The sequence below is a fragment of the Ruegeria sp. AG1 genome (genome assembly GCF_056541705.1).
The window spans coordinates 36,541-56,460 of the sequence record NZ_JBQFYU010000017.1; the positions used below are offsets into that span (position 1 = coordinate 36,541).

Sequence of the window (19,920 nt, forward strand, 5' to 3'; positions counted from 1 at the left end):
TCGAGTTATTTGGAGAAAAGAAATTGGCAAAGACGCAGTTTGTATTTCAGGGCGGCGGCGCAAAGCTAACGGCGCTTGCTGCCGCAGTAGAAGCTTTGCAAGCATGTAAAGAACAAAACTTGACTGAAGTAACACGAGTTTCCGGAACTTCTGCGGGTGCAATTGCAGCTTCTTTAGTGGCGTTTGACATACGGGTGAACGAAATAGACTCCTCTATGCTTGAGCCTGCGTTGGACTTGATTGGGAACTCTGAAGAAATTGGAAAACTGAGCAAGAATGGATGGTTGGCAAGTGGCGAAAAACTTTGGCAGATTTACCAGGGGAACGCCTTAGTTCCCGAAAACTTGTTGAAGGATTTCCTATTCGCATTGTTGACCGGACTGGGTGTTTCAAAAGAAACGCGTGTTTGTGATGCTGCAACGCCTCTTTTTATAAGCGCCGCCTCTTTGTCAGAGGAGAAAGCAGTCTACTTTTCTTCTCAGGATGATACTGGCGACATCCTGCTTTTGGATGCTCTTTGCGCCTCGTGCAACATTCCACTTTTGTTTTCTTCGTTTGAAAACGTTAAGGACTGGCGAAACGCACATGTGGACGGGGGATTGTGTGAAAATTTGCCCGTTGAAGTGTTGAGTTCGGGTGCTGAAGATTTCGGCCAAGTTTTGGCTGTCTCGTTGAGATCAAGTGAAAAAAGTTGGCCGCCTGACAACGCTAAGGATTTTTTGCTTCACTTATTTGATATCTCAATCAACAACAGCGTTGAGCGCGCCAAGCGAGCTATAGGCGCTGATAATATTCTTACTGTAAACTCGAATGTGTCATCGCTCGATTTCTTGGATATACCATCGACATTTCGTTTGACCGACCCCTATCGGGACACGCGAAACCGATGTTTGGCATGGATGAAAGCGCGGTTTGACGCTCTATCCGAAGCTGAGGAGAGTTCGAAGCGTGAAATTCCGTCGACCCCTACTCAGTCTCAGTTACTGGCACAAAACTGGAAGTCACTTCTGTACAGAATAAAGGACAAATCTTTTAAGGTTTCCTACTCTGCTATGATTGCCAAGCCACGCTGTTGGGGTCGAGGTTTGTCAGACGGCAGCGATAGTCCGGACTCGCTTATTCGAGCCCACCTGATCCCGAGACAAGAAAACTTTAGGCTTCAGGAGTATCCGATTGGTATTTCATCGCTCGACGGCCAGTGGAGTACGCCTCCTTTGCTTCAGGTCAGGCGAAAAAGCAAGGCTGGAAACTTCACTGACGTCAACTATGAAATAGCAACCTTTCTTAAGGAAACTTCCGTGTTTGGCTCACAGAGGCAAATCTATCAGTGGGTTTTGACTCTCGAGGAGCCACTGTGTGAGGCGGGAGAAGACATTGCAGATAATGATGCTGATGGATTGTTCGTATGGTATGAACAGACTGCTCCCTGTCTGTTCAAAGACTTGCCTGATCCAGACGAGGACTATGATACACTTGGTTTGCAACTCGGAGGATCTGTAACCGGCTACTTGGAAAATGTTTACCTGATGATTTGTGGAGACCCAATGGAGGCGGGTGTTTCTGTAAAAAAGGACCCGAAGTCTGTCGACCTCAAATCATTCAACAGTTTCGAGTACCTGCCCACTGAGTTGGCTGTATTGTGTGACCATGACAAGCCCTTGCATGGGTGGCATGCTTCTGGCATTAACAGTGGCCAAGGTGCCCGGATAAGGCTAACAAAATAAGGTTTTTCGCATGAGCGTTAAGATAGACGAAACAGTTTTGGTGTGAAGTAAGCGGACTCCGCGTTGCCTGGAAGCATAGCAGCTTTCCATTGCGACTTTTTGGTCCTAGCACAGACCGCAGCCGTCGGCGCGACTGCAGCTAACACTCATACCGTCCGTCAACCCTCCTTTTTGCCTACCTCGCGGTGAATGCTTCCAATTCGCGGTTCACAACGCGCTGCACATTCGAAGGGCAGTCAGGCGACTAAAATCTGCTGTCGACTCTCCGCGCCTGACAACTCCGTCATACTTGAGCGTACCATTTTCCTCGCTTTGCCTCGGAGACCACACCGACAAACGGCAGAAAGCGGCAGAAAGCCCATGTCCTTCCTGCAGGCAAGAAAGGGTGCGAGGGCTATGCCCCCCCCTCCACAATTTGGATACCCTTTGCGAAGTCTGGGTTGGACGGCTGCTATTCTCTCTATTCCAGCAATTCGCCGTTCCTTGATACTGTAGAGCTCGGGTGATCCAGGTCCCGTGCATACCTGCCTGCTGGTCAGGTTTCGCCCGTTAAAAACCGTTAGAAAACGGTCCTGACATGAAACAACCGGCCCATTTCTAGACCGGCTGCAAGCTAGGGCCTCAGCTTTGTTCACTATACCATTCGTTCACTTCGTCCAAATCGGGACAGTAAGCCGCGCAATTGCTCCGAGTGGCAAGAGCGATAAAAAAGCGGATTCTTCAAATTTTTCTGTATCGAACTGAACGTTGAACAGCATACTCAGCGTAATTCAATTGGCTTGTGTCATGGGCTCAGACAGAGGGGACAGAGTTCGAAAACCAGTTCTGACCACTAGTTAAGTAGTTCGGCTTCAGCGCGGCGGACGAAAGGGCGTGCAGGGCTTTGGACGTATGTTCCTTCGGCTAGCTCCGGAAAAATCTCAATCAATTCCTGATAAGTTTCGAGGTCTGCATTCAGTATATGTTCTCCAGCATAGAAGCTTTCGAGCCGAGCATTATCGCAGTATACGATTTCGTGTTTGTCGAACATTATGTGGACATATCTTACCGTATCACAAGGCTCACGGCAGACCGTGTCACCATTGCATAAATGCTTTGCCGCACAGAGCATTTCGAGCGAATGGAAATACAACTGACACCGCCAACCTGAAACAAGGACGCGGTGTTGAGGCGACACGCGGAGCTCTCGTCGATTTCCGATTGCACCTGACGCAAATCGAATTGGCGCATTTTTTCCATAACCGCTGACGGCACGTTTCCCTATCCATCTGATCGGCTGCGGCCCATGGTCAAGTGTTTCGACCAAATCACCAACCTTCAGGTTTTCAATTAAACGATTACCACTTGGAGTTCTTACAAGTGTCCCCTCTGTGAAGCACGCGACTTCCACATTCTCAATGTTCAGGTAGGTGAAGTTTCGACCGTTCGAAAGAGTGGCAGTTCCGCCTGTTGAGCCGGGCGAAAACGGTGTAAACGTTGATCCGGCAGGCAGAATAAGTGTGTCGTTTCCGTTGCCGCCATCGACGAAACTTGTGTTCAACCCGGCGTAAATGACGTCACGCCCACCTCCGCCATCTAGATTTCCACTGCCGTCTTCCGCGAAAAGTGTGTCACGTCCCCCGCCGCCACTGAGATTGTTGTTTCCCGAGCCACCGCGTAGGATGTCGTTGCCCTGGTTACCGAAGATATTGTTGCTTCCTGAGCCACCTTGTAGCGTGTCATTTCCGCGTCCACCCCTGATGCTTCCACCAAGGTTGCCTGTGTCGACGAGAGTATCGTCTCCACGTCCGCCAATGTACCCTCCCGCGTTTAGACCAACGGAACCACTTACGTTGTCATCGTTATTGTTCCCGGTATATTCAACGAACTGGCTGAACGACCCTGCTGCAATATCGGAATCGGTGTAGGTAGTGACGGCACCAGTGTTGGTGTTGGTGAAAGTTATCGAGTTCTCAGTCATTGTAACCTGGAACGCGTTGCTAAGCCCCGAGGCGTCGATTGTGCTGTTCAGGCCTATGTCCAACGACGCCCAAAATGAGGGGTCGTTGATGTCAGCATCTGTCAAAGTAATAAAAACAGGCACTTTTCGATCCACTTTTTAAATTGATAAAGTCGATACACTATCGCTTGAATTAAAATACTAGCAGGCATGCTGAGCTAACCCAACCTAGAGCAAAACGACGCAATAGCGATTGGCAATGACGTGCTGACAGTTCGTTTCAAAACTGGAAAACAAGGTGTTGGCTGAACTCTAGGTTCTTTGAGTTTCTGCGGTCGGTTTCTTACGTACGGATTTCCATAACTGTCTGCTTGGAGTTTGGCTTTAGCTTGCTTCATTCGTCACTAAGGGCTCAGAGCCGCCGCAAACAAAAGAAAGAAAACGCCGGTATCAAGGGGCGGCCTCTGCTTCTACCCTCTAGCCACCACCAACGGCGGCTCCTTCGGAAACGACCTTATGTCAAACCACTTGAAACAGGTGCCATCTGGATTGCGCTTGTCTCCCATATGCAAAAACGCCCCTGACGTCCGATGCCGGATCAGCGCCGCTCTGAAGGCCTTCAGGTCAATCAGCCACCAATTCAGGATAGTCTGCCCATCTGGCCCAGCATGGCCGTAGAACATCCAGTCTCCGTGCCCGTTCACTTTCCTGGATAGCTCGGTTTCCGCCCCAGTTGGCAACTTCGCTCTGATGGTGAACTGATGCGGGTAGCCTGATACACTTCAATCATTGGTCTCAATGGCGGTCTTAACCTTTGCAGCGATATTGCGATTGGCTTTACGCAACCCGCATCATCAAAACCATAGCCAAACAGGCACAGCCAATGCCTGCCAGCTCGCGAAGCCCAACATACTCGTCGAAGAAAGCCCAGCCAGCGCCGCATAGAATTATCAATGATAGCATGGAATAAGCTACTGCGGCTTGTCCAAGCGTCACATGACGCATGGCAAAATACCAAAGAATTGCAGAGCAGGCATAGAGAAGGATGCCCACAAGCATGGGCGGAGACGTAATCGCCCTAGCTCCATCCGCTGCAACCTTGATGAATAGGTCTCCTGCAATGACCACTGCAGCGGTGAACATAGAAAACAAAATTCCATAAAAAACGCTCATAACAGCTCCAATAAAAAATGCTGAAATCAATGCCGCGCGAAATATATGCGGCGAAACGACTATCGTCCGCCATGAGCAAGCTTCTGTCAAACATGCCGGAGTCGGCCACCATTGGCGCATGTGATCCGCTTCACTGATGTTTCCAACGGAATAGTGCAGTCTTACGTTATTGAAGAACTAGCGTTGGTGTATTTGAGAACGTGAGTTTTTCTCCTCCCTGTTGGACTGGGGCGCGCCTAAGGATGGGGGCGCCCTTTTTTCAGACGAACAGCAGTTCAGAGTTCAAAAGTAGTAGTGTCGATAGAAATATCCGTCCGGCATGTGTTCATCGAAGTAGCCTGAATCTCGTAGGTCTTTTGCTACTTGCCGGTTGATTTCTTTCTGCTTTTTTTGGGCTTGCAACTTGTTTTGACGCCGCGCCATTCTTTCTTCTGACGTCGCAAAGAACAGTCCCCAAAACCCTCTATCAGGGCGAGTTTCGACTTGTGTCATGTCTTTAACTCCCGATGCAGTCGGTATGGCAATGGAAGCAAGATGGTGTGCAGAGTTAAGGAGTTATTTGCGAACTGATTAACTAATCACAATATGGTACCAGACCTGCGTAACCTGGCAGTTTCAGGTGTCATTCGCGAACGAACTTGGCCAGCTATCTGAAGTCGAGGTTTATCCTGGGGCTGCAAGCAACCAAGCATCCTTTGCGCTTACACCCAATTCTTCGCAAAACAGGCCGACATGCTCGCGTTTTGGAGAAAGGCGAATTCCTTGTGCATTGACCAATACGCCCTGCAGACTTGCGCCACATCTAAGTCCTTGGCTTTGTCGTAGTTGATACAATTCTTGACTATGCCATTTGTCGGGAATTCGGTCGCCGATAACAGGTATAACGAGGTCACCATTCCCAAATCGCCAAGCTGCCGCTTTTGTGGGACCATTAAACTCATCGCTTTCTGTTGTGGCAGACGAAGGATCAGTTGTGGGTCGGGCAAACATGCAGGGGGGAGTAAGTTCAAGCTCTAAAGTCTGTTGCTTTTCTCCATTGGTTCGATACTTGAAGACGCACTTTGTGCCAGACTCATTCGATTCTACCGTCGCCAATTCTACCACAAGCTCCTGGGCAAACGCTGGCATTGCGTAGAAAGCAGCGACTAATACCGCCGATGTGAGTGCATTGGGAAACTGTTTCAAGTCATTTTCCAGTACCAGATTTGCTCTGAACGCTCGAAATAGTCCCGGCTGCCATGAGCAACACTTTCACCGTTCCAAAGATCAATATGATCCCCTTGATTACCTTCACCCCAAAAGTTGATAAATGCGACAATGCCACGTTTTCCCAGGTAGTCGACAAACGTCTTTTGCGGTATGCCCGGACTGCTTCTTGATATCTTAGCTTTACCTACAAATTTAGCACGGTCTGAATTGAGCCAAAGCTTCATCTCTTCAACACGCAAGGGGTGTTTTTTGCCGTGGCCATGCCAACAAAAGACGCCCGGGTAGCGTGAAATCTTTATTCCAGATTTCGTAATTGCCACTCCCAGTCGGATACAGCACTGGTTTGTAAAATTCGGAGAACCATCGGTCTTGCAGGGTTCGATCACAGGGGGCGACTGATTGGCAGGATGGTTATTCCATAAATCATCAAATTTAGACATTTTGAAACCTCATTCGCTTTGGCACCGTTGGGCAGGTCTTATCCGGTGTAAAACTACCTAGAATAGAATGAAGAAATGATAGCACAAAACGACCCCACAGTGCACTGGGCTATCGCCTGAAACCATCGTCTTGATGGATCACATGCCTATGATGCACTAGCAATCAACTTGGGCCAGTCAGATGAGGCTGCTCAAGATTGAGCGCCAAGGCGCGCCCGAACTCAGTTTACCAGTCGTTAACCAACCATTGAGCAATCTCACTTGGAAAGCGATAAGAACGGGTGCAGTGATGAAAAGCCAAATGCTTGACCACCTCAAACAGGTCATTGCTGGGGACAAGAAGAAGTTCGGCAAGCTAGTCAAATACGATGGGCAGAGCGGTTTTTCCGAAGATGCGCTGCAAGGCCTCAAGGATCTGGAGGCGCGAACTCCACCGCCTGACGCTGCCTTGGAACCAGCCTACGCACCCGCATATGTCAACCGAGACCGACTATCGCCCAAGAATGCTGCTGGCGGCGGATTGGTCAAAGGAGATGACGGGGCCAAACGGCCCCACTATTGGGGGCACCGAGAGCGACTGAGAACTCGCTTCCTCAAGGGCGGTCACGAGCCAATGCCCGAGTACGAGCTGCTGGAGCTACTACTGTTCAATGCGATTCAACGAATTGACGTAAAGCCACTCGCAAAGCGCCTCCTGGCTGAATTTGGTGATTTGAACGGCGTCATTGCTGCGTCCAAGCATCGTGTAATGCAGGTCGAAGGTGCAACCGATTGGGTCTACTATCATCTCCGCGTGGTCGAGGCCTTTGGGCACAGAATGGCGCAGGCTCAGGTTATGAAGCGAGACGTAGTGTCATCATGGGAAGCACTAGTGACCTACTGCCGTACAGCAATGGCGCACCGCGAGGTCGAGCAATTCCGTGTTTTGTACCTGGATCGTAAGAACGCCTTGATTGCTGACGAAGAGCAAGCACGAGGCACTGTTGACCATGTGCCAGTCTATCCGCGTGAAGTTGTCAAACGTGCTTTGGAGCTAAACGCCAGTTCTCTAATCTTGGTCCACAACCACCCATCAGGTGACCCAACGCCCAGCAAGGCGGATATCGAAATGACTGAGCGCATTCAGGACGCCTGTGACACATTGGGCATTTTGATACATGACCATGTTATTGTCGGGAAAAAGGAGGAATACTCTTTCAAGAGCAACGGGTTTCTATAGAGATTTCCTCACGTGGCTCTTGAGGACGGAAACTTTATCGACTTATGAAATACTTGATATTCACCACTGCGCTGTTTCTGGCTGCCCCAGCTTTTGCGGGTTCCCTTCACGTCCGAGACGCTGACACAATCGTTGTAGACGGTACCCCTGTTAGGCTGAACGGCGTGGATGCGCCGGAACGAGGAACGCGCTCAGGCCAGGACGCAAAGCGCTGGATGGTCAACTATCTTCGCGGTAAGTCGATTTCCTGTGAATTGAACGGCGAGCGCACCCATGACCGTTGGGTAGGGGTTTGTTACGCGGATGGACAGGACATCGGAGCCGCTGTTATCGCCGCAGGGCACGCGCTAGACTGTCGGCGGTACTCAGGGGGCCGCTACAGGCACTTAGAGACGTCAGCAGCTAAATCACGGCTCAAGCGAGCTAGATATTGCAATTGAAGTAGAGTCCCCATTATGCATTCTATTGTTGGAATGAGATGTTGGGGACGATTTTAATGAAATACCGAATTTTGTTGGGCCTGCCTCTGCTTGCCACCGCCTGCACAGAACCCGCCCCATTTGTCACAGGATTCAACGGCAATAGTGTTGAAATACAGCAATCGACTTTTTTGGTTGAAGGTGACCCGTCACTTCCAGCAGTTCAGTCTGAGGCAATTAGAGTTTGCGGGAAGGTCGGGAAAACGCCCGAATACGCCAGCTCGACAATAGACTACAACAACTCAACAACCACGCACCTTTTCCTTTGCCTATAGTAGCTGAAGCTGAGACATGAAATCAGCGATCCGCGAATCCTATGAGCGCTACATGGCCAAGATTGAAGAAGAATTGGCCGGATGCGAGGATGATGAACGCAAAGCGGTGCTAGAGCAGAATCTAGAAATCGAGCGGGCGCTTTTGACAAGACTGGAGCAATAGTGATGAGCGTGGAAGGCGTAGTTGCGCTGCTCGGAATCCTTGCCGCAATAGCGCTCATATGGGTAGTATTTTCAATTGTTGGAGATATGGCTAGAGACCGTGGCCATAGCCCTTGGCCGTGGTGGATAATCTCGCTTTGCTGGTCACCTTTCGGATCGATGATTGTTCTCTGGCTGTTCTTCGATGTTGTGGATCAAGGCGAAGACGTTGAGGATCATGGTTAAGTAACGGAGATGCCCTCATGCGCCCTATGTTGCGTCACCAATGGTTTGGATCGTCGAGCGGGCCAACGCATCTCGAAGGACCTCTAAGCGGGAGGAATGACCCGGATTTTAGGGTCTGGCCCAACCATCCTTCTGGATACCGTAAAGGCAAGGGCGGTTGCGCATCGGCTTCCGTGATGTGAGCGAAGCCCACTTTTGAATAGAAGTTGATGTCGCCGTAGGTCAGGGCAACATCCAACCCACGATCCTTTAGTGCTTGCAGGGCATGTTTAATCAATCGCTGCCCTAGTCCTTTACCCTGTTGAGCGGTTGCCACCGCCACGGGCGCAAGAATGAACACCGTCCGATTATCATCGGCATAGGTCATTCGTGTGAAAATGATACTGGCTAAGACCTCTCCGTTCTCTATTGCCGTGAACACGTGCAGGTCGTCAGATGCAAGCGAAGTCAGCATATCGGCCACTAACGCCTTAATCAGTGTTCCAGCCTCGGGTCCTTCCGATGCGGCAAAGGTGTCGAAGAACATCGCAATGATGGCGTCGGCTTTGTCTACGTAATCAGTCGTAAATTCCATCGTCTATTCCCACTGGGTCCGACTTCTCACCCTCGCCAAACCGAACAATTTGCATCTCGTCTGAATTGTAGGGTTCCAACAGTTCAAACGCATCATCCGCGTTGCCGTCCATCCATTGCTCATAGTCCTCCGGCTTGAGGATGACGGGCATTCTCTGCGGGTGTATGGGCTTTACCAGTTCATTGGCCGACGTGGTGATGACGGTGTAGGTTGCAACTTCTTCGGGCCCTTCCTTGCCCAGGTACCGCGATGTTTGCCACATACCCGCAAATGCGAATGGCGGGCGGTCGTCATCGCCCTTCAGGGCAAACCAGTGATAAGTGGCTGGGTTTCTTCCTTGGGCCTCACAGAATGAACTGGCCGGAACAAGGCAACGCCTCCCTTCAAAGCTCTGCTTCCACAAACCGTTTGAGCGCACCTTGTCATCACGTGCGTTGTTCCAAGCACCGGGTTGAATAATTGCGCCGGTTTTCTTTGACTTCTTTGTCGTACGAAAACCCCAGCTCAGCGGGACCAGCTCTCGCTGGCCTTCGTCGCCTTTCCTGACCACAGGAGCTAAGTGCTTCGGGTAGATGGCTGGCAATGGTTCCGCATTCCCGAGCCGGTCGCGCTCTACGGCCACGTCAAACAATAGGCGCATCGCATCGGCAGGAATGGTATTGGAATACAGATTGCACATGTGAACGACGGTAGGCGCGATTTTACGTTTGGACAAGGTTTAGATGTTCGCTAAATGTTTCCCATGTCTGATTGGCCCAACCGAATTCCGTTTGACCTACACAAAGAGCTTGAGGCTCGAGCCTTAACCGACTGGGAAGCAGCTTTGCGTGCTTGGGCGAAGACGCACCGACTGAAGCTCAAATTGCAGTGGTGGCCTTCGCTTAGACGCCAAATAAGCGAGCTACACGCCAGACGTTACACTGCGGGAACACAGGATCATTGGGCGGGTATCAAGGAATGGCTTGAGCGGCACGATGTAGCGGCACCTGATAGGTTGCCGGGGTGGCCGGAGGTGGATTCGGTGAAAAACTAGTGTTCCGCCTATTAGCTGGTCGAATGCCTGCTTTGAGCCCAGAGTTATCTGAGAATAAGCTGTATTCTCGGTTCGCTTGACACGCGTCCGCCATCTGGCAAGTTAACTAGTATTTATTATGGAGGGTAATTCTTTGAGAAAACTGTTTGCGGGGATAGTAGCGGCAATTTTGACTTCAGTAATCCCGGCTTTCGCTCAGGATATCGCAGCAGGTTCCCGAATTACTGTGACTTCAGACTGGCACTCACAAAACGGGGGACCATACAGTCCAAATATCGTATCTTGCAATTCGAACAGCGGCTTGTGTCTGCGAGACACCAATACTTCTCCCGCAAACAAACCTATGACAAAAACTAAGAGTGGCTTGCAGGTCGTTTTCGCGGATTTTGGGGTTGTCTATATGTTCAGACCGGGTGGAAAGGGCACTTTCCACGATATGACCGGCAAGCAGACGGGGAAATTCAAGTGGACACAGTGACGATTTGACGGCTGAATGGTTCGCTCAATTACGCAACGTTGATGAATGTCCACTTCATCCGCATCACAGACACTGACGTAAACTAAGCGTTTTGCGCCGGTCGAAAGCTCAACCTTCAGGCTGGCACCAGACCGCAGCGAAGCTAGCAAGCAGGGCATTTTAAATTCAGTGGCCCTCCGCCATTTACTTCGGATATGCAAAGAAAGCGCTTCGGTTGTTAGCAAATCTATGGTTGTGCCAACTTTGCTCCAAAACGGCATAACTCAAAACACGAGACTGCCGCTTCGGAATATTTGGATCGCGGATGTAGACGACTTCCTTGTTTTCGTCGAAACCCATTACTACGAACGTGTGCCCATCGTCCTGATGAACATCGATAAGCACAGGGCGGCCCTTTTTCAGACTTTTCTTTATGTCTCGAAGGCCAGATTGAAACCCGGAGGATGTTTTGGGGTAAACACGAATTTTCCATCTATAACCGTACTTGCGAAGAGCATAGTCGGCATCTTTCCAATACGTGAACTTGCTGTTCCTTCGGCTTTCGGGTTTATGTCCTTCAGCGACTTTCTTGAGCTCAACGGGGTCAATATCTCCCCCAAAATACCGCACGACCATCGCTGCAGAAGTTGGGACGCACAAAAAGTCTCTTTGTCTAATATGGGGCACGTCCAACCTGACGTAGGAATTCGTTATAGCTGGGGGCGGCAGCTTTTGGTGTGAAACAGCACCTTCACGCCAACCAACTTCAGCGTACGCCAGGGATGAAAGAAGAATAAAAACTCCCAGAGACGATGCAGACCTAAAAATCAACTCTTCCTCCTTTTCTTAATAGTATTCGGACTATCCCGCTGCAGTCAAATTGAGCTAAGAGCCCCTCCACCATAGCTGTCATTGGGCGGGAATTCTCTAACTCGGCAAGCCAACTAGTATTTGTTTAAGCCAAACGTGAAGTTGATCAAATTCGTCTCTTGGTTTGTTGATACTATTGTGGTCGTGCCCAGGCCAATCTTTGAAAGTATGAGTGCAAGAAGTAAATGCACTTGACTGATCGACAACCAACGGCCCACGAAGGCCGATAAACGAGCCAGTTTTTTTTCCTTCGGAGGAGCAATGAACTGGGATTCTCTCGACGTTTTGTAAGCGCGACCATCTTCGCAACAGTCTTGTGACATAGTTACTATCCACGCTAGGCTCAAGTTGCGCAACAACAGGGCCATTGAAGCCAATCAAACGAGCCCAACTTGTTAATTCTGAACCAGCCATCGGAGTAGCAAAAGTCACTATGCTAAGCGTATTTTTTGCGATTTCAGGTTCTTGCAAAATCATTTCACGTACGACGATGCCGCCGAGGCTATGTCCAACAAAAACTAGTTTCTGACCCCTGGAAACGTTGTTTCTGAATGCGTCCAGAGACTTGGCTGCTATACCTTCCACAGGCAAACCGTCTCGCAAGAAGGATTCATAGTCAAGAACCGCTACATTGAACGCGTCAAGTTCGTCATCATCACTAACTATGTATGGCCAGTAACCTTTACTATTCTCATTGGTCCAACTGGATCTGGCATCACTCGTCAAACCATGAACGAACACGACAGTAATATTCGCATCGACACTTTTTTCTATGTAGCTGAACAGCGCCCGAGAATGAGCCGGTGATTGAGAGCCAAATACAAAAATCGCGGCCAAAAAAGCACTAAAAATATGCATTTGAACCCCCAAAAATATCTAAATGCTTTATGGTGCATTTGAAATTGCTTCTGGTCAAATGCTTTACTCAGTGAGTAGCTTCTCAATCTCACGAACCAATCGTAAATGCTCGTTGATAGCTTTCTTCATCTTTCGAGCCTCCCTGCTTCGCATGCCGTGTTTGTAGGCGGGGTTCGCTTTGCCGGGACCGTGGCCACCGCCAGCGCCGTGCATCCGACAAACAGACCAGCCTTTGACCGCTGGATTCTTGCAAGGAAGGCCGCTGCGTTTGGACTTCGCCGTGCATCGCCGGGCCGCATGTGCCTTTTGCATGGGGTTGGGGTTGTCTTTCATTTTTTGCTCCCCCCGGTCTGCACGTTGCCAACAATTGCTTGTCCGCCGTCCTCAACGTTGACGTGTTGAACAGTGACCGTTTTCCGCTACGTAAGCGAGCTTCCCGCCGTTGTTTCATCAAACTGTCACAATTCAAACATTCAGATTCGATAGCGGGTAAGTGCGGCGCGTCTTGAATGGGGTTTGCGATTGTAAATGAGGGGGTACGAGTTCGGCGCGTCGTACCCCAAAACTGTAAAATCAAATCCACTTCACATCCCATCGTAGTGTTACAGTCGCACCTACCTTTTTGCCAATAAGGATACCCATTTGCTCGAAACGGTGCATAAATTCCGCGCCTGTCTCACCATCTTTTCGCTCTAAGGTCTCTGCTTCTTCCGAACCGGATACACTAACGATGGCACGATGAACGGTCTCCACTAGATTTCGCGGGTATTCACCTTCTGTTGAGATGGAAGCACCGTGTCTGTCAAAGAACTGGCCTTCAGTGACAACGACCTTGAATTCGTTTTCTGATGCTGTTTCCAGTTTTTTGATACGCTTTCTCATGCTCATTTTGCTGCCTCCAAAGCCGAGATCCGGCGTTCGAGTTCGGTGGTTTCCAGCACGCGTCTGTACTGCTCCACCAGCCCCATAACCGTTGCGCCCTCCAATGGTGTCACTTCGCCCTGAGAAACCGCCTGTAAGACCGCCTGAGCGGCCTCTGAGGCGTCCTCAGCGGATTTGATAGGCTTGAGGTCGAAACTAACCGGTGCGTCCTTCCTCGTAGGCGCTATCCGCTCCAGACAGAGGCGCAGGGCAGTGCTATCGCCCTCTAGCGCCAATTCCACCGCTTTTTGGGTGATTGCATCAGACTGTCCCTCAAGCAGCTCCTCAACGGCGCGTGTGACCTTGTGACGTGCTCCTCGTGGTCTTCCTGAGTTACCAGTTGCGAAAGTGCCGTCCGGGTTTCGCTCGTCCGTAGTCCTGCCGTTTTTTCGGTTTGGTTCATCCGTCATTGCTCATGCCTCGCTTGTTGGATTGTTCGTTGTTTTCGGGCCGGAAGCCCCTTTTGACCGAAAGCGGTCAACATATGTAATTAATAAACCCCTCCCCCCGTGCACTAGGACGCCTCCTTTACTGTGAGCAGTGAATGGACGTTGGGCAAATCAGGGCGCATGCGCAGAAGCTGATAAGTCCGATGGCTGTGACCAACCGAGTACTCCTTCGCTACACCGAGAAGGCCTGCATGGCGGAGTGACGAGATAGCGTTTGAAAAACGGCGGCGTCCCAAACTGGTGTGACCTGCCTTCGCCATTCCCGCGTGGTCCAGGGCAAATGTCTTGCCAGCGATATGGCCGTGGTAGGCAAGGAGAGTTGCCAACAGCGCGATGGCATCGGATGCGTTGCTGTAGCCTGATAGCTTGTCCAACGCGGCGCGGTTCATGCGAAACTCACTGTCGCGGTCTCGGTACACTTTGCCCTCCAGCCTCTTGGTCCAGGCCCAGTCGGCGATTTTGCGAAGTTCAGTATCTGGCAACGTGGCAGGATCTTCGCATTCGTCATCACGGATGAATGCTAGGTTGCCGAAGAGCTCTTCTGGGCCGTCGACCGCCTCCACCATTCCGATTGCGGCAAGGCTCAATTCGCGGTTGCGGTTGCCTATCGTGATAGCTTCAGTGCGGAATTGCGTCGCGCCGGTTTCTAGTGGAAGCGCGGGCAAATTGTTCACACCCAACATTCCGACTAATGGTTGATATGTGCCTCCATCTGGTCGGATAGAGTGCGGTCCGACAACGTAGCTGCTTGAACCGCGCTTCACGTCTACAGGATAGCCCTCGCCACGTAGTTTGGGTGCCTGCCCGCCAACATCCCTGAAGTACAAATGCACTCCACGCGGGGTGGACACGTGGACCGGAGACGCCCCGAAGCGCGCCTCCATGTCCTTTACCAAAGATGGGCTGCGTTCGTCGCAATCGACAACTGCTAGGCCATCTAGGCGAACCCCAAAACAGGAGCTGCCTTTGCCGTACATTGGTCCTAGCACGCGCTTGAGTGGCAGGCGTGATGGATCGGCCAAGCTGAGAAGTGGGGACTTCCCGTCGATGCCACCTCCGAGCGGCAACAAGCTGTGTCCAAGAGAGTGAAGGCGGGACATTTCTTCAACCGGCACGCAGCCTGATTGGGTTTTGAGCGCTTCATGACGTCCCATCTAAACCGCCTCCGCCTTGCTGAGCGCATCAATGAACTCGGGTAGCAATTCCGCCTTGAAGGCGACACCCTGCTTGCCGGGTAGCATTTCTCCGTCTTTCGAGACGAAGAACACGCGGATGTTGATGAGGTCGTGCCCTTGGAAGTCATCCCGGCTGACGCGGAATTCCTCACGGCTGTTTTTCGGGATCTGGGAAATGAGGGCCATTAGCGGCCCTCCCCATAATGCAGGGTTGCGACAAGACGGGCTGCGGTCTCTGAGAGGCCATGCTTACGGCGAAGGGTTGATACTTGCAGGTCAACGGTTCTCATGCCGCTACCCCGCGCTCTTCGATCCGGATGACCTGATCCAAGAGGTTGTAAATACCGAAGCGCGCGCGCCCGGCCTTTGGATCTTGATCAAACCATACGGTCTCGATGTTGAGACCTTGTTCCTCTCGCAAGCCCATCACGAAATGACTCAAACGGCAGGGAGATGCACAATGGACGGGACCATCAATTAAGGCATCAATGATGCGACGCTTATTCTTGCTCACCCAGGTTTTTCGGGTCTCGCCAGCCTCATTGATGACCGTGTATTGCGCAGGTGCAGTTTGATCTGGAAGGTCACGCCATGTAGTGACCCATAGTGCGTTCTTTAGAAGTGTATCTAGTGTTTTGGTTCCCATATTTGGAAATCCTTAAGCTTGCGCTTTAGGTCAGAACACGTTACATTTCTTGCAGTCTTAGCCACCGACTGAAAACGAAATGCCCCGTGCCCATGTTTGACCCATGGTGCGCGGGTTTCGTTTACGCGGCAGATGCTTTTACTTTCGCATCAAACCAGCGGTCTAACTCGCCATATTCCAGCCGAGTCGCGCCACCAAGTTTGACGTACCGCAAGTTTCCTGCCTTCATCTCGGCGTACAGAGTTGCACGAGACATTCCGGTGTATCGAGATGCGCCCTTTATATCCGTGGCTCTAGGCCTAACCGAATGCCGTTGGCGCAGTTCGATACCGACAGATTTGACTTCTGCATTGTTACCCATCCTGCTCACCTCTGTGTAGCTTTGATGCACACAGGATGGTAGGGGCAAATTTCGCTGGGAACTTCGCCGAAACCTCGCCAACTTCGCCGTTGACGGATGAAGACAAAAAACGGCGAGGTTAGTCTTTGGGTTTCGGACCCGCCTTTGAGCCACCTTGAGGCTTTAGTTCACTCCATAGTTTACGTCCTGCCTCACGCGACAACCCATGGTCTGTATACCACTGGTTTCGTTGCTGGTCTGTGGAGAGAGGGTTGCTCCCTATCCAAGCGCTGAACGCCTGTTTGGTGTCTGCCTTTGTGGGAAACCTTTTGAGGGTAGCTCTCCGAGATTTTCCTGTGAGTGCAAGCTTTAGTTTATCCGCCTCAGTATCTCTGACGACTATCTGCTGTCCTTCAAACGCCTCAAGTCCAGTAACAAATTCAGGCGGGAACGTGTATTCTGAAAAGTTATGAGGGTCGGTTGTCAGAAGAATCCTCGCACCCACAAAGAGTTCCGGCTTCATGCCCTTGGCGGCTTCTCTGATGCGGTGCAGCGATACAACCCAGCGACGCATGTCGATGAATGCAAATTCTTCCCGACCCTCCCAGGAAATCCTGTGAAGTAAGTCGGTTGAGACTTGAGCAACCTGCATGGCGGTTGTGCAAACAGCGACCGATTGGACTTGAGCGCACTGCCTCACAAAATCCTGATTGCTAAACTCGGCTCTGCGGTAGTCCTCTGCAAGGTCATATAGCGACGTGTATCCGTCAGGACTGAACATTAGCCTGCCCTCTCATTTCAACCACATTTGCACTTTCCTGCGTAACCAACTCGGCCCATTTATCCAGCGCAACGGCGCGTTCAGCCAACAACTCGGCTTGATTGTAGACACGGGCAACTGCACTGGCCTTTGACGCTGTAGCTGCATGGTTCAAGACACGATCCACGACCGATTCAGATATCCCGCGCTCGGCCATATGAGTTGCAAACGCGGTGCGGAAATCGTGAAGCCGCCAAGGCTCGAAATCATCACCAAGAAGCTTATCAAGGCTTTCTTTCATGTCGCTCCACCCCGACACAGGGGTGCGACCTGTGGTTGTGAATAGATATTCCGGCGTAGCAGAAGTAACTGATATAGCAGGTGGCCTTCCGCGTTTTCGCTTTTTCTGAACCTCTCCACTCTCGGCTCGCCGCTGTTCAATCCGCTCAATCGCTGCTTGCACCTCCGCAAAAGCAGGCGGGGAAAGGTGCGTTGTATGCCCTCGGTCGTTCTTTTCCTGAGAAACGGACTTTTTGAAGCGGCTGTTTTCAAGTTCCAATTCTGCCAACTCAAGCCCGCCTATAGACCCCCGACGCTGAACAGTTAGTATGAGCAACCGGATCACCGGCCCCCACAGGGCTCCCAAGTCAAACGATTTGACCCAGATTTCCCGAACCTCATCCAGTGATAACACTCGGTCGCGGATTCTCTCCTTTGTGGCCCGCTCCAATCTACTGCCTGGGTCTTGGTCCGTATATTCCCTGTGCCACGCCCAGCGTGTCATCGCCTTGAGCGCCGCACGGATGCGGTTGGCCATTATCAGGCGTCCCTCTTTGGCCTTGTCGTCAATTGCCTTCTGCAAGATGGATCGCGTAAGACTTGGAAAGGGTTCGGATAGATGCGCTTCAAGCGCCAGTTCCAATTGTCGCTTGCGCTCATCGCCTGTTTTCAGGTTGCTGAGCTTCAAATCAGAATAAAGATTAATGACTTCCTGAACAGTTTGGATTCGAGCTGCTGCGCGCTCTTTCTGTAAGCGTTGTTCTTGAGCCACCAGAACCCGGTCAAAGCCTCTTGCCGCTTCGGCTTCAATTTCCAGAGCTAAAGAGCGGGCATCTGAAAGGCCGATCCCCCCATCCTCTCGCTTACCGGCAGGGGACCATGTGCAATAGGTGCCAAAGGTGTGCTTTCGCTTAGCTCCACCCTTAACGCGCTTCTCAAACATCCACACTGCGCGAGTCGGGTAAACCCTCAAGCGTAGGCCAGCGCGCTTCACATCGGATATCTCGATACGCCCGGTATCTGGCCGTTTCAGCTTAGATAGAAATCCGTGTGTGAGTTCTACTTTCACTGATAATTTCCTCTAGGGGACAACTGGGGGACAAGAAATGCTGGATACTAGTGGACGATTACGGACAACTGTATACGCTTTGTGATTGGGGGACAAGTCTCACAAAGTTATAAAATAAGGAGATTTTGGTAACAACTTGGATGGCGGCAACCTACCATGGACGGTCGTGGACAAATGGCAGATTTTGCACACCTCCTGACTTCTAATCAGCAGGTTGAGGGTTCGAGTCCTTCAGGGATCGCCATTTCACTCAAAAAACGCGCGGTTTGTCCGATCCGTTCTTCGCTTTGGAGGGGAAGGGTCAGAAGGGCTGGCTGAGGGGGTCGCGCCAGCCCTTCTTAAGAGGGTTACTGAGTGGTAGGTAAATCAGTAACCAATAATTAACAAACGCGCGCAGCGCGCGAAATTGGGGGATTCCCGTAGTTACTGCGCCGCAACGCGAGTTTCTGCGGTGTTCAAACGGGATAGATGCGACCTGAGAACAGCCGCTTCATGTGGCTTTAGAATAGGTGCAGCCGTCGGCCCATAAGCGTTGGGATTTCCGCGCAGCTCGGGGAAAAGTGACAGTATTTCAGCGCGCTGCGGGCGATCCAGCGCTCCGATCGAAGTCGGGGTCACGAAAAAACTCTCGCTGAGGACGCCTTCAGATCTGATGATCTGATGCTGATCGAACATAATATGCCAATAGCTGACATGCCCGCCTTCGCGAATCGATACTCCGTTCATGCCGCATAGGAACTTGGCTGCCACCAATGCGCGGGGCGCGCCAAACAGAAGCTCGGCTACGCTGGTGTCGATCATCATCCGGTGCTGCTGCGAGACGACTAGTTGTCTCGGGTTCCCCAGCGTGTTGGGGGCAAAGACCACAGGGGCAAAGCGCCCGGTTGCCGGAACGGATGTGCTCCCGATCCACAGAACTGGCTGCAGGCCGTTGTACCGTGTCCAGACCTTTTGACCGACGTGGATCTGCTGCACGGGAACCGAACCGTCGGCTGTTTCGATCAATGTGTCCTCAGCAAAGCAAGCCACATAGTCCGAATACAGCGAAGACCCCGTATTCGATCCCGCAACCTTGACGTAGGACGCCCCATCTATCAGCCGTTCCGAGGCCGCGAAACCCCAGACATCTGAGGTCACGCCGTTTTGCGAAAAGACATACAGCCGGATGACAGGTCCGGTTTCTAGACCGTTTTCGTCAAGTTGCCGAATGTCGATGAAGGATTCGGATTCCACAGGAGTACCATTGGCCACGATGCCACCGCCATCGGTGACTGTGTGACCAAAGGCCTGATCATCTTCGAACACATCTGGATTGCCCGAGGTGTCATCTACAGTGACCGTGGTTCCGCCGCCCGCCGTATATCGGAAAACAGTACCGTTCGGCGTGTCTGAGTTGTTGCGGATTGGCGTGCCTACAATCCCCGCGCTGGGGCTAGACGTTACCATCATGTTTTCGCTGTCGACCGAAAAGAAACTACGCAGAACCATCTAGTACACGTCATGATTGCTGTTGCTTTGAGCGGCCTGAACAGACCATTTGCGGCGCACCCTAGGGTGGTTCTCGACCCCGACCAATTCACGTCATCTTGAGCGTCAGGCTTATTTAGGCTTCGCGTATTCAATTGTTGTTGAGGTGACGACTGC

At 51.4% G+C, this 19,920-nt stretch carries 24 protein-coding genes; 5 read left to right on the top strand and 19 right to left on the bottom strand.

The window, feature by feature from the left end:
- Window positions 1-23: 23 nt before the first annotated feature.
- Window positions 24-1,724: a patatin-like phospholipase family protein gene (locus ACR0B5_RS21245; RefSeq protein ID WP_480543219.1), complete on the top strand. Its 1,701-nt coding sequence runs from the start codon at window positions 24-26 to the stop codon at window positions 1,722-1,724.
- 832 nt (window positions 1,725-2,556) lie between these two features.
- On the opposite strand, the gene ACR0B5_RS21250 is transcribed toward ACR0B5_RS21245, so the two are convergent.
- The 5 genes from ACR0B5_RS21250 to ACR0B5_RS21270 form a co-directional block, all read right to left on the bottom strand.
- Window positions 2,557-3,807 carry a Hint domain-containing protein gene (locus ACR0B5_RS21250; protein ID WP_480543221.1) on the bottom strand — a complete coding sequence of 417 codons (1,251 nt, stop codon included), beginning with the start codon at window positions 3,805-3,807 and terminating at the stop codon, window positions 2,557-2,559.
- Window positions 3,808-4,500: 693 nt separating this feature from the next.
- The gene (locus ACR0B5_RS21255; protein ID WP_480543223.1) at window positions 4,501-4,836 is read right to left on the bottom strand and encodes a hypothetical protein; all 336 of its coding nucleotides are present in this window, start codon (window positions 4,834-4,836) and stop codon (window positions 4,501-4,503) included.
- A gap of 282 nt (window positions 4,837-5,118) precedes the next feature.
- Window positions 5,119-5,328: a hypothetical protein gene (locus tag ACR0B5_RS21260; protein WP_480543225.1), complete on the bottom strand. Its 210-nt coding sequence runs from the start codon at window positions 5,326-5,328 to the stop codon at window positions 5,119-5,121.
- 171 nt (window positions 5,329-5,499) lie between these two features.
- Window positions 5,500-6,021 (bottom strand): hypothetical protein, encoded by a 522-nt coding sequence (locus tag ACR0B5_RS21265; protein ID WP_480543227.1) that lies wholly within the window; start codon window positions 6,019-6,021, stop codon window positions 5,500-5,502.
- Window positions 6,018-6,485, bottom strand: coding sequence for a type VI secretion system amidase effector protein Tae4 (locus ACR0B5_RS21270; RefSeq protein WP_480543229.1), 468 nt, complete (start codon window positions 6,483-6,485; stop codon window positions 6,018-6,020). Before ACR0B5_RS21270 ends, ACR0B5_RS21265 begins: the two co-directional genes overlap by 4 nt.
- A gap of 289 nt (window positions 6,486-6,774) precedes the next feature.
- Here ACR0B5_RS21270 and radC point away from each other — a divergent pair, with 289 nt between their 5' ends.
- The 4 genes from radC (at window position 6,775) to ACR0B5_RS21290 (ending at window position 8,845) form a co-directional block, all read left to right on the top strand.
- On the top strand, window positions 6,775-7,704 hold the full coding sequence (radC, locus tag ACR0B5_RS21275; RefSeq protein WP_480543304.1) for a RadC family protein: 930 nt from the start codon (window positions 6,775-6,777) through the stop codon (window positions 7,702-7,704).
- Between the two features lie 44 nt (window positions 7,705-7,748).
- A complete protein-coding gene (locus tag ACR0B5_RS21280; RefSeq protein WP_480543231.1) occupies window positions 7,749-8,144 on the top strand; it encodes a thermonuclease family protein in 396 nt (131 codons plus the stop codon).
- Window positions 8,145-8,474: 330 nt separating this feature from the next.
- Window positions 8,475-8,621, top strand: coding sequence for a hypothetical protein (locus ACR0B5_RS21285; protein ID WP_480543233.1), 147 nt, complete (start codon window positions 8,475-8,477; stop codon window positions 8,619-8,621).
- 2 nt (window positions 8,622-8,623) lie between these two features.
- Entirely contained in the window at window positions 8,624-8,845 is a 222-nt protein-coding gene (locus ACR0B5_RS21290; protein WP_480543235.1) for a hypothetical protein, read from the top strand.
- A gap of 34 nt (window positions 8,846-8,879) precedes the next feature.
- On the opposite strand, the gene ACR0B5_RS21295 is transcribed toward ACR0B5_RS21290, so the two are convergent.
- The 14 genes from ACR0B5_RS21295 to ACR0B5_RS21360 all read right to left on the bottom strand — a co-directional run bounded on the left by ACR0B5_RS21295 (window position 8,880) and on the right by ACR0B5_RS21360 (window position 19,764).
- A complete protein-coding gene (locus tag ACR0B5_RS21295; RefSeq protein ID WP_480543237.1) occupies window positions 8,880-9,419 on the bottom strand; it encodes a GNAT family N-acetyltransferase in 540 nt (179 codons plus the stop codon).
- Window positions 9,403-10,098 carry an SOS response-associated peptidase gene (locus tag ACR0B5_RS21300; protein WP_480543239.1) on the bottom strand — a complete coding sequence of 232 codons (696 nt, stop codon included), beginning with the start codon at window positions 10,096-10,098 and terminating at the stop codon, window positions 9,403-9,405. The genes ACR0B5_RS21295 and ACR0B5_RS21300 overlap by 17 nt, the downstream gene beginning before the upstream one ends.
- Before the next feature lie 1,015 nt (window positions 10,099-11,113).
- On the bottom strand, window positions 11,114-11,545 hold the full coding sequence (locus tag ACR0B5_RS21305) for a C39 family peptidase (protein ID WP_480543241.1): 432 nt from the start codon (window positions 11,543-11,545) through the stop codon (window positions 11,114-11,116).
- A gap of 291 nt (window positions 11,546-11,836) precedes the next feature.
- Entirely contained in the window at window positions 11,837-12,637 is an 801-nt protein-coding gene (locus tag ACR0B5_RS21310) for an alpha/beta hydrolase (protein WP_480543243.1), read from the bottom strand.
- Between the two features lie 63 nt (window positions 12,638-12,700).
- On the bottom strand, window positions 12,701-12,970 hold the full coding sequence (locus tag ACR0B5_RS21315) for a hypothetical protein (RefSeq protein WP_480543245.1): 270 nt from the start codon (window positions 12,968-12,970) through the stop codon (window positions 12,701-12,703).
- Window positions 12,971-13,210: 240 nt separating this feature from the next.
- Window positions 13,211-13,525 carry a hypothetical protein gene (locus tag ACR0B5_RS21320; protein ID WP_480543247.1) on the bottom strand — a complete coding sequence of 105 codons (315 nt, stop codon included), beginning with the start codon at window positions 13,523-13,525 and terminating at the stop codon, window positions 13,211-13,213.
- Window positions 13,522-13,968 (bottom strand): DUF5681 domain-containing protein, encoded by a 447-nt coding sequence (locus ACR0B5_RS21325; protein WP_480543249.1) that lies wholly within the window; start codon window positions 13,966-13,968, stop codon window positions 13,522-13,524. Before ACR0B5_RS21325 ends, ACR0B5_RS21320 begins: the two co-directional genes overlap by 4 nt.
- A gap of 104 nt (window positions 13,969-14,072) precedes the next feature.
- Complete coding sequence (locus ACR0B5_RS21330; RefSeq protein WP_480543251.1) at window positions 14,073-15,161, bottom strand: bifunctional DNA primase/polymerase; 1,089 nt, start codon at window positions 15,159-15,161, stop codon at window positions 14,073-14,075.
- Window positions 15,162-15,368, bottom strand: a complete 207-nt coding sequence (locus ACR0B5_RS21335; protein WP_480543253.1) for a transcriptional coactivator p15/PC4 family protein — start codon at window positions 15,366-15,368, stop codon at window positions 15,162-15,164.
- Window positions 15,369-15,468: 100 nt separating this feature from the next.
- A complete protein-coding gene (locus ACR0B5_RS21340; RefSeq protein WP_480543255.1) occupies window positions 15,469-15,828 on the bottom strand; it encodes a hypothetical protein in 360 nt (119 codons plus the stop codon).
- 121 nt (window positions 15,829-15,949) lie between these two features.
- The gene (locus ACR0B5_RS21345) at window positions 15,950-16,189 is read right to left on the bottom strand and encodes a helix-turn-helix transcriptional regulator (RefSeq protein ID WP_480543257.1); all 240 of its coding nucleotides are present in this window, start codon (window positions 16,187-16,189) and stop codon (window positions 15,950-15,952) included.
- Between the two features lie 118 nt (window positions 16,190-16,307).
- Window positions 16,308-16,949: a hypothetical protein gene (locus ACR0B5_RS21350; RefSeq protein ID WP_480543259.1), complete on the bottom strand. Its 642-nt coding sequence runs from the start codon at window positions 16,947-16,949 to the stop codon at window positions 16,308-16,310.
- Complete coding sequence (locus ACR0B5_RS21355; RefSeq protein WP_480543261.1) at window positions 16,936-18,276, bottom strand: tyrosine-type recombinase/integrase; 1,341 nt, start codon at window positions 18,274-18,276, stop codon at window positions 16,936-16,938. Before ACR0B5_RS21355 ends, ACR0B5_RS21350 begins: the two co-directional genes overlap by 14 nt.
- Before the next feature lie 423 nt (window positions 18,277-18,699).
- Complete coding sequence (locus ACR0B5_RS21360) at window positions 18,700-19,764, bottom strand: Hint domain-containing protein (protein WP_480543263.1); 1,065 nt, start codon at window positions 19,762-19,764, stop codon at window positions 18,700-18,702.
- Window positions 19,765-19,920 lie beyond the last annotated feature (156 nt).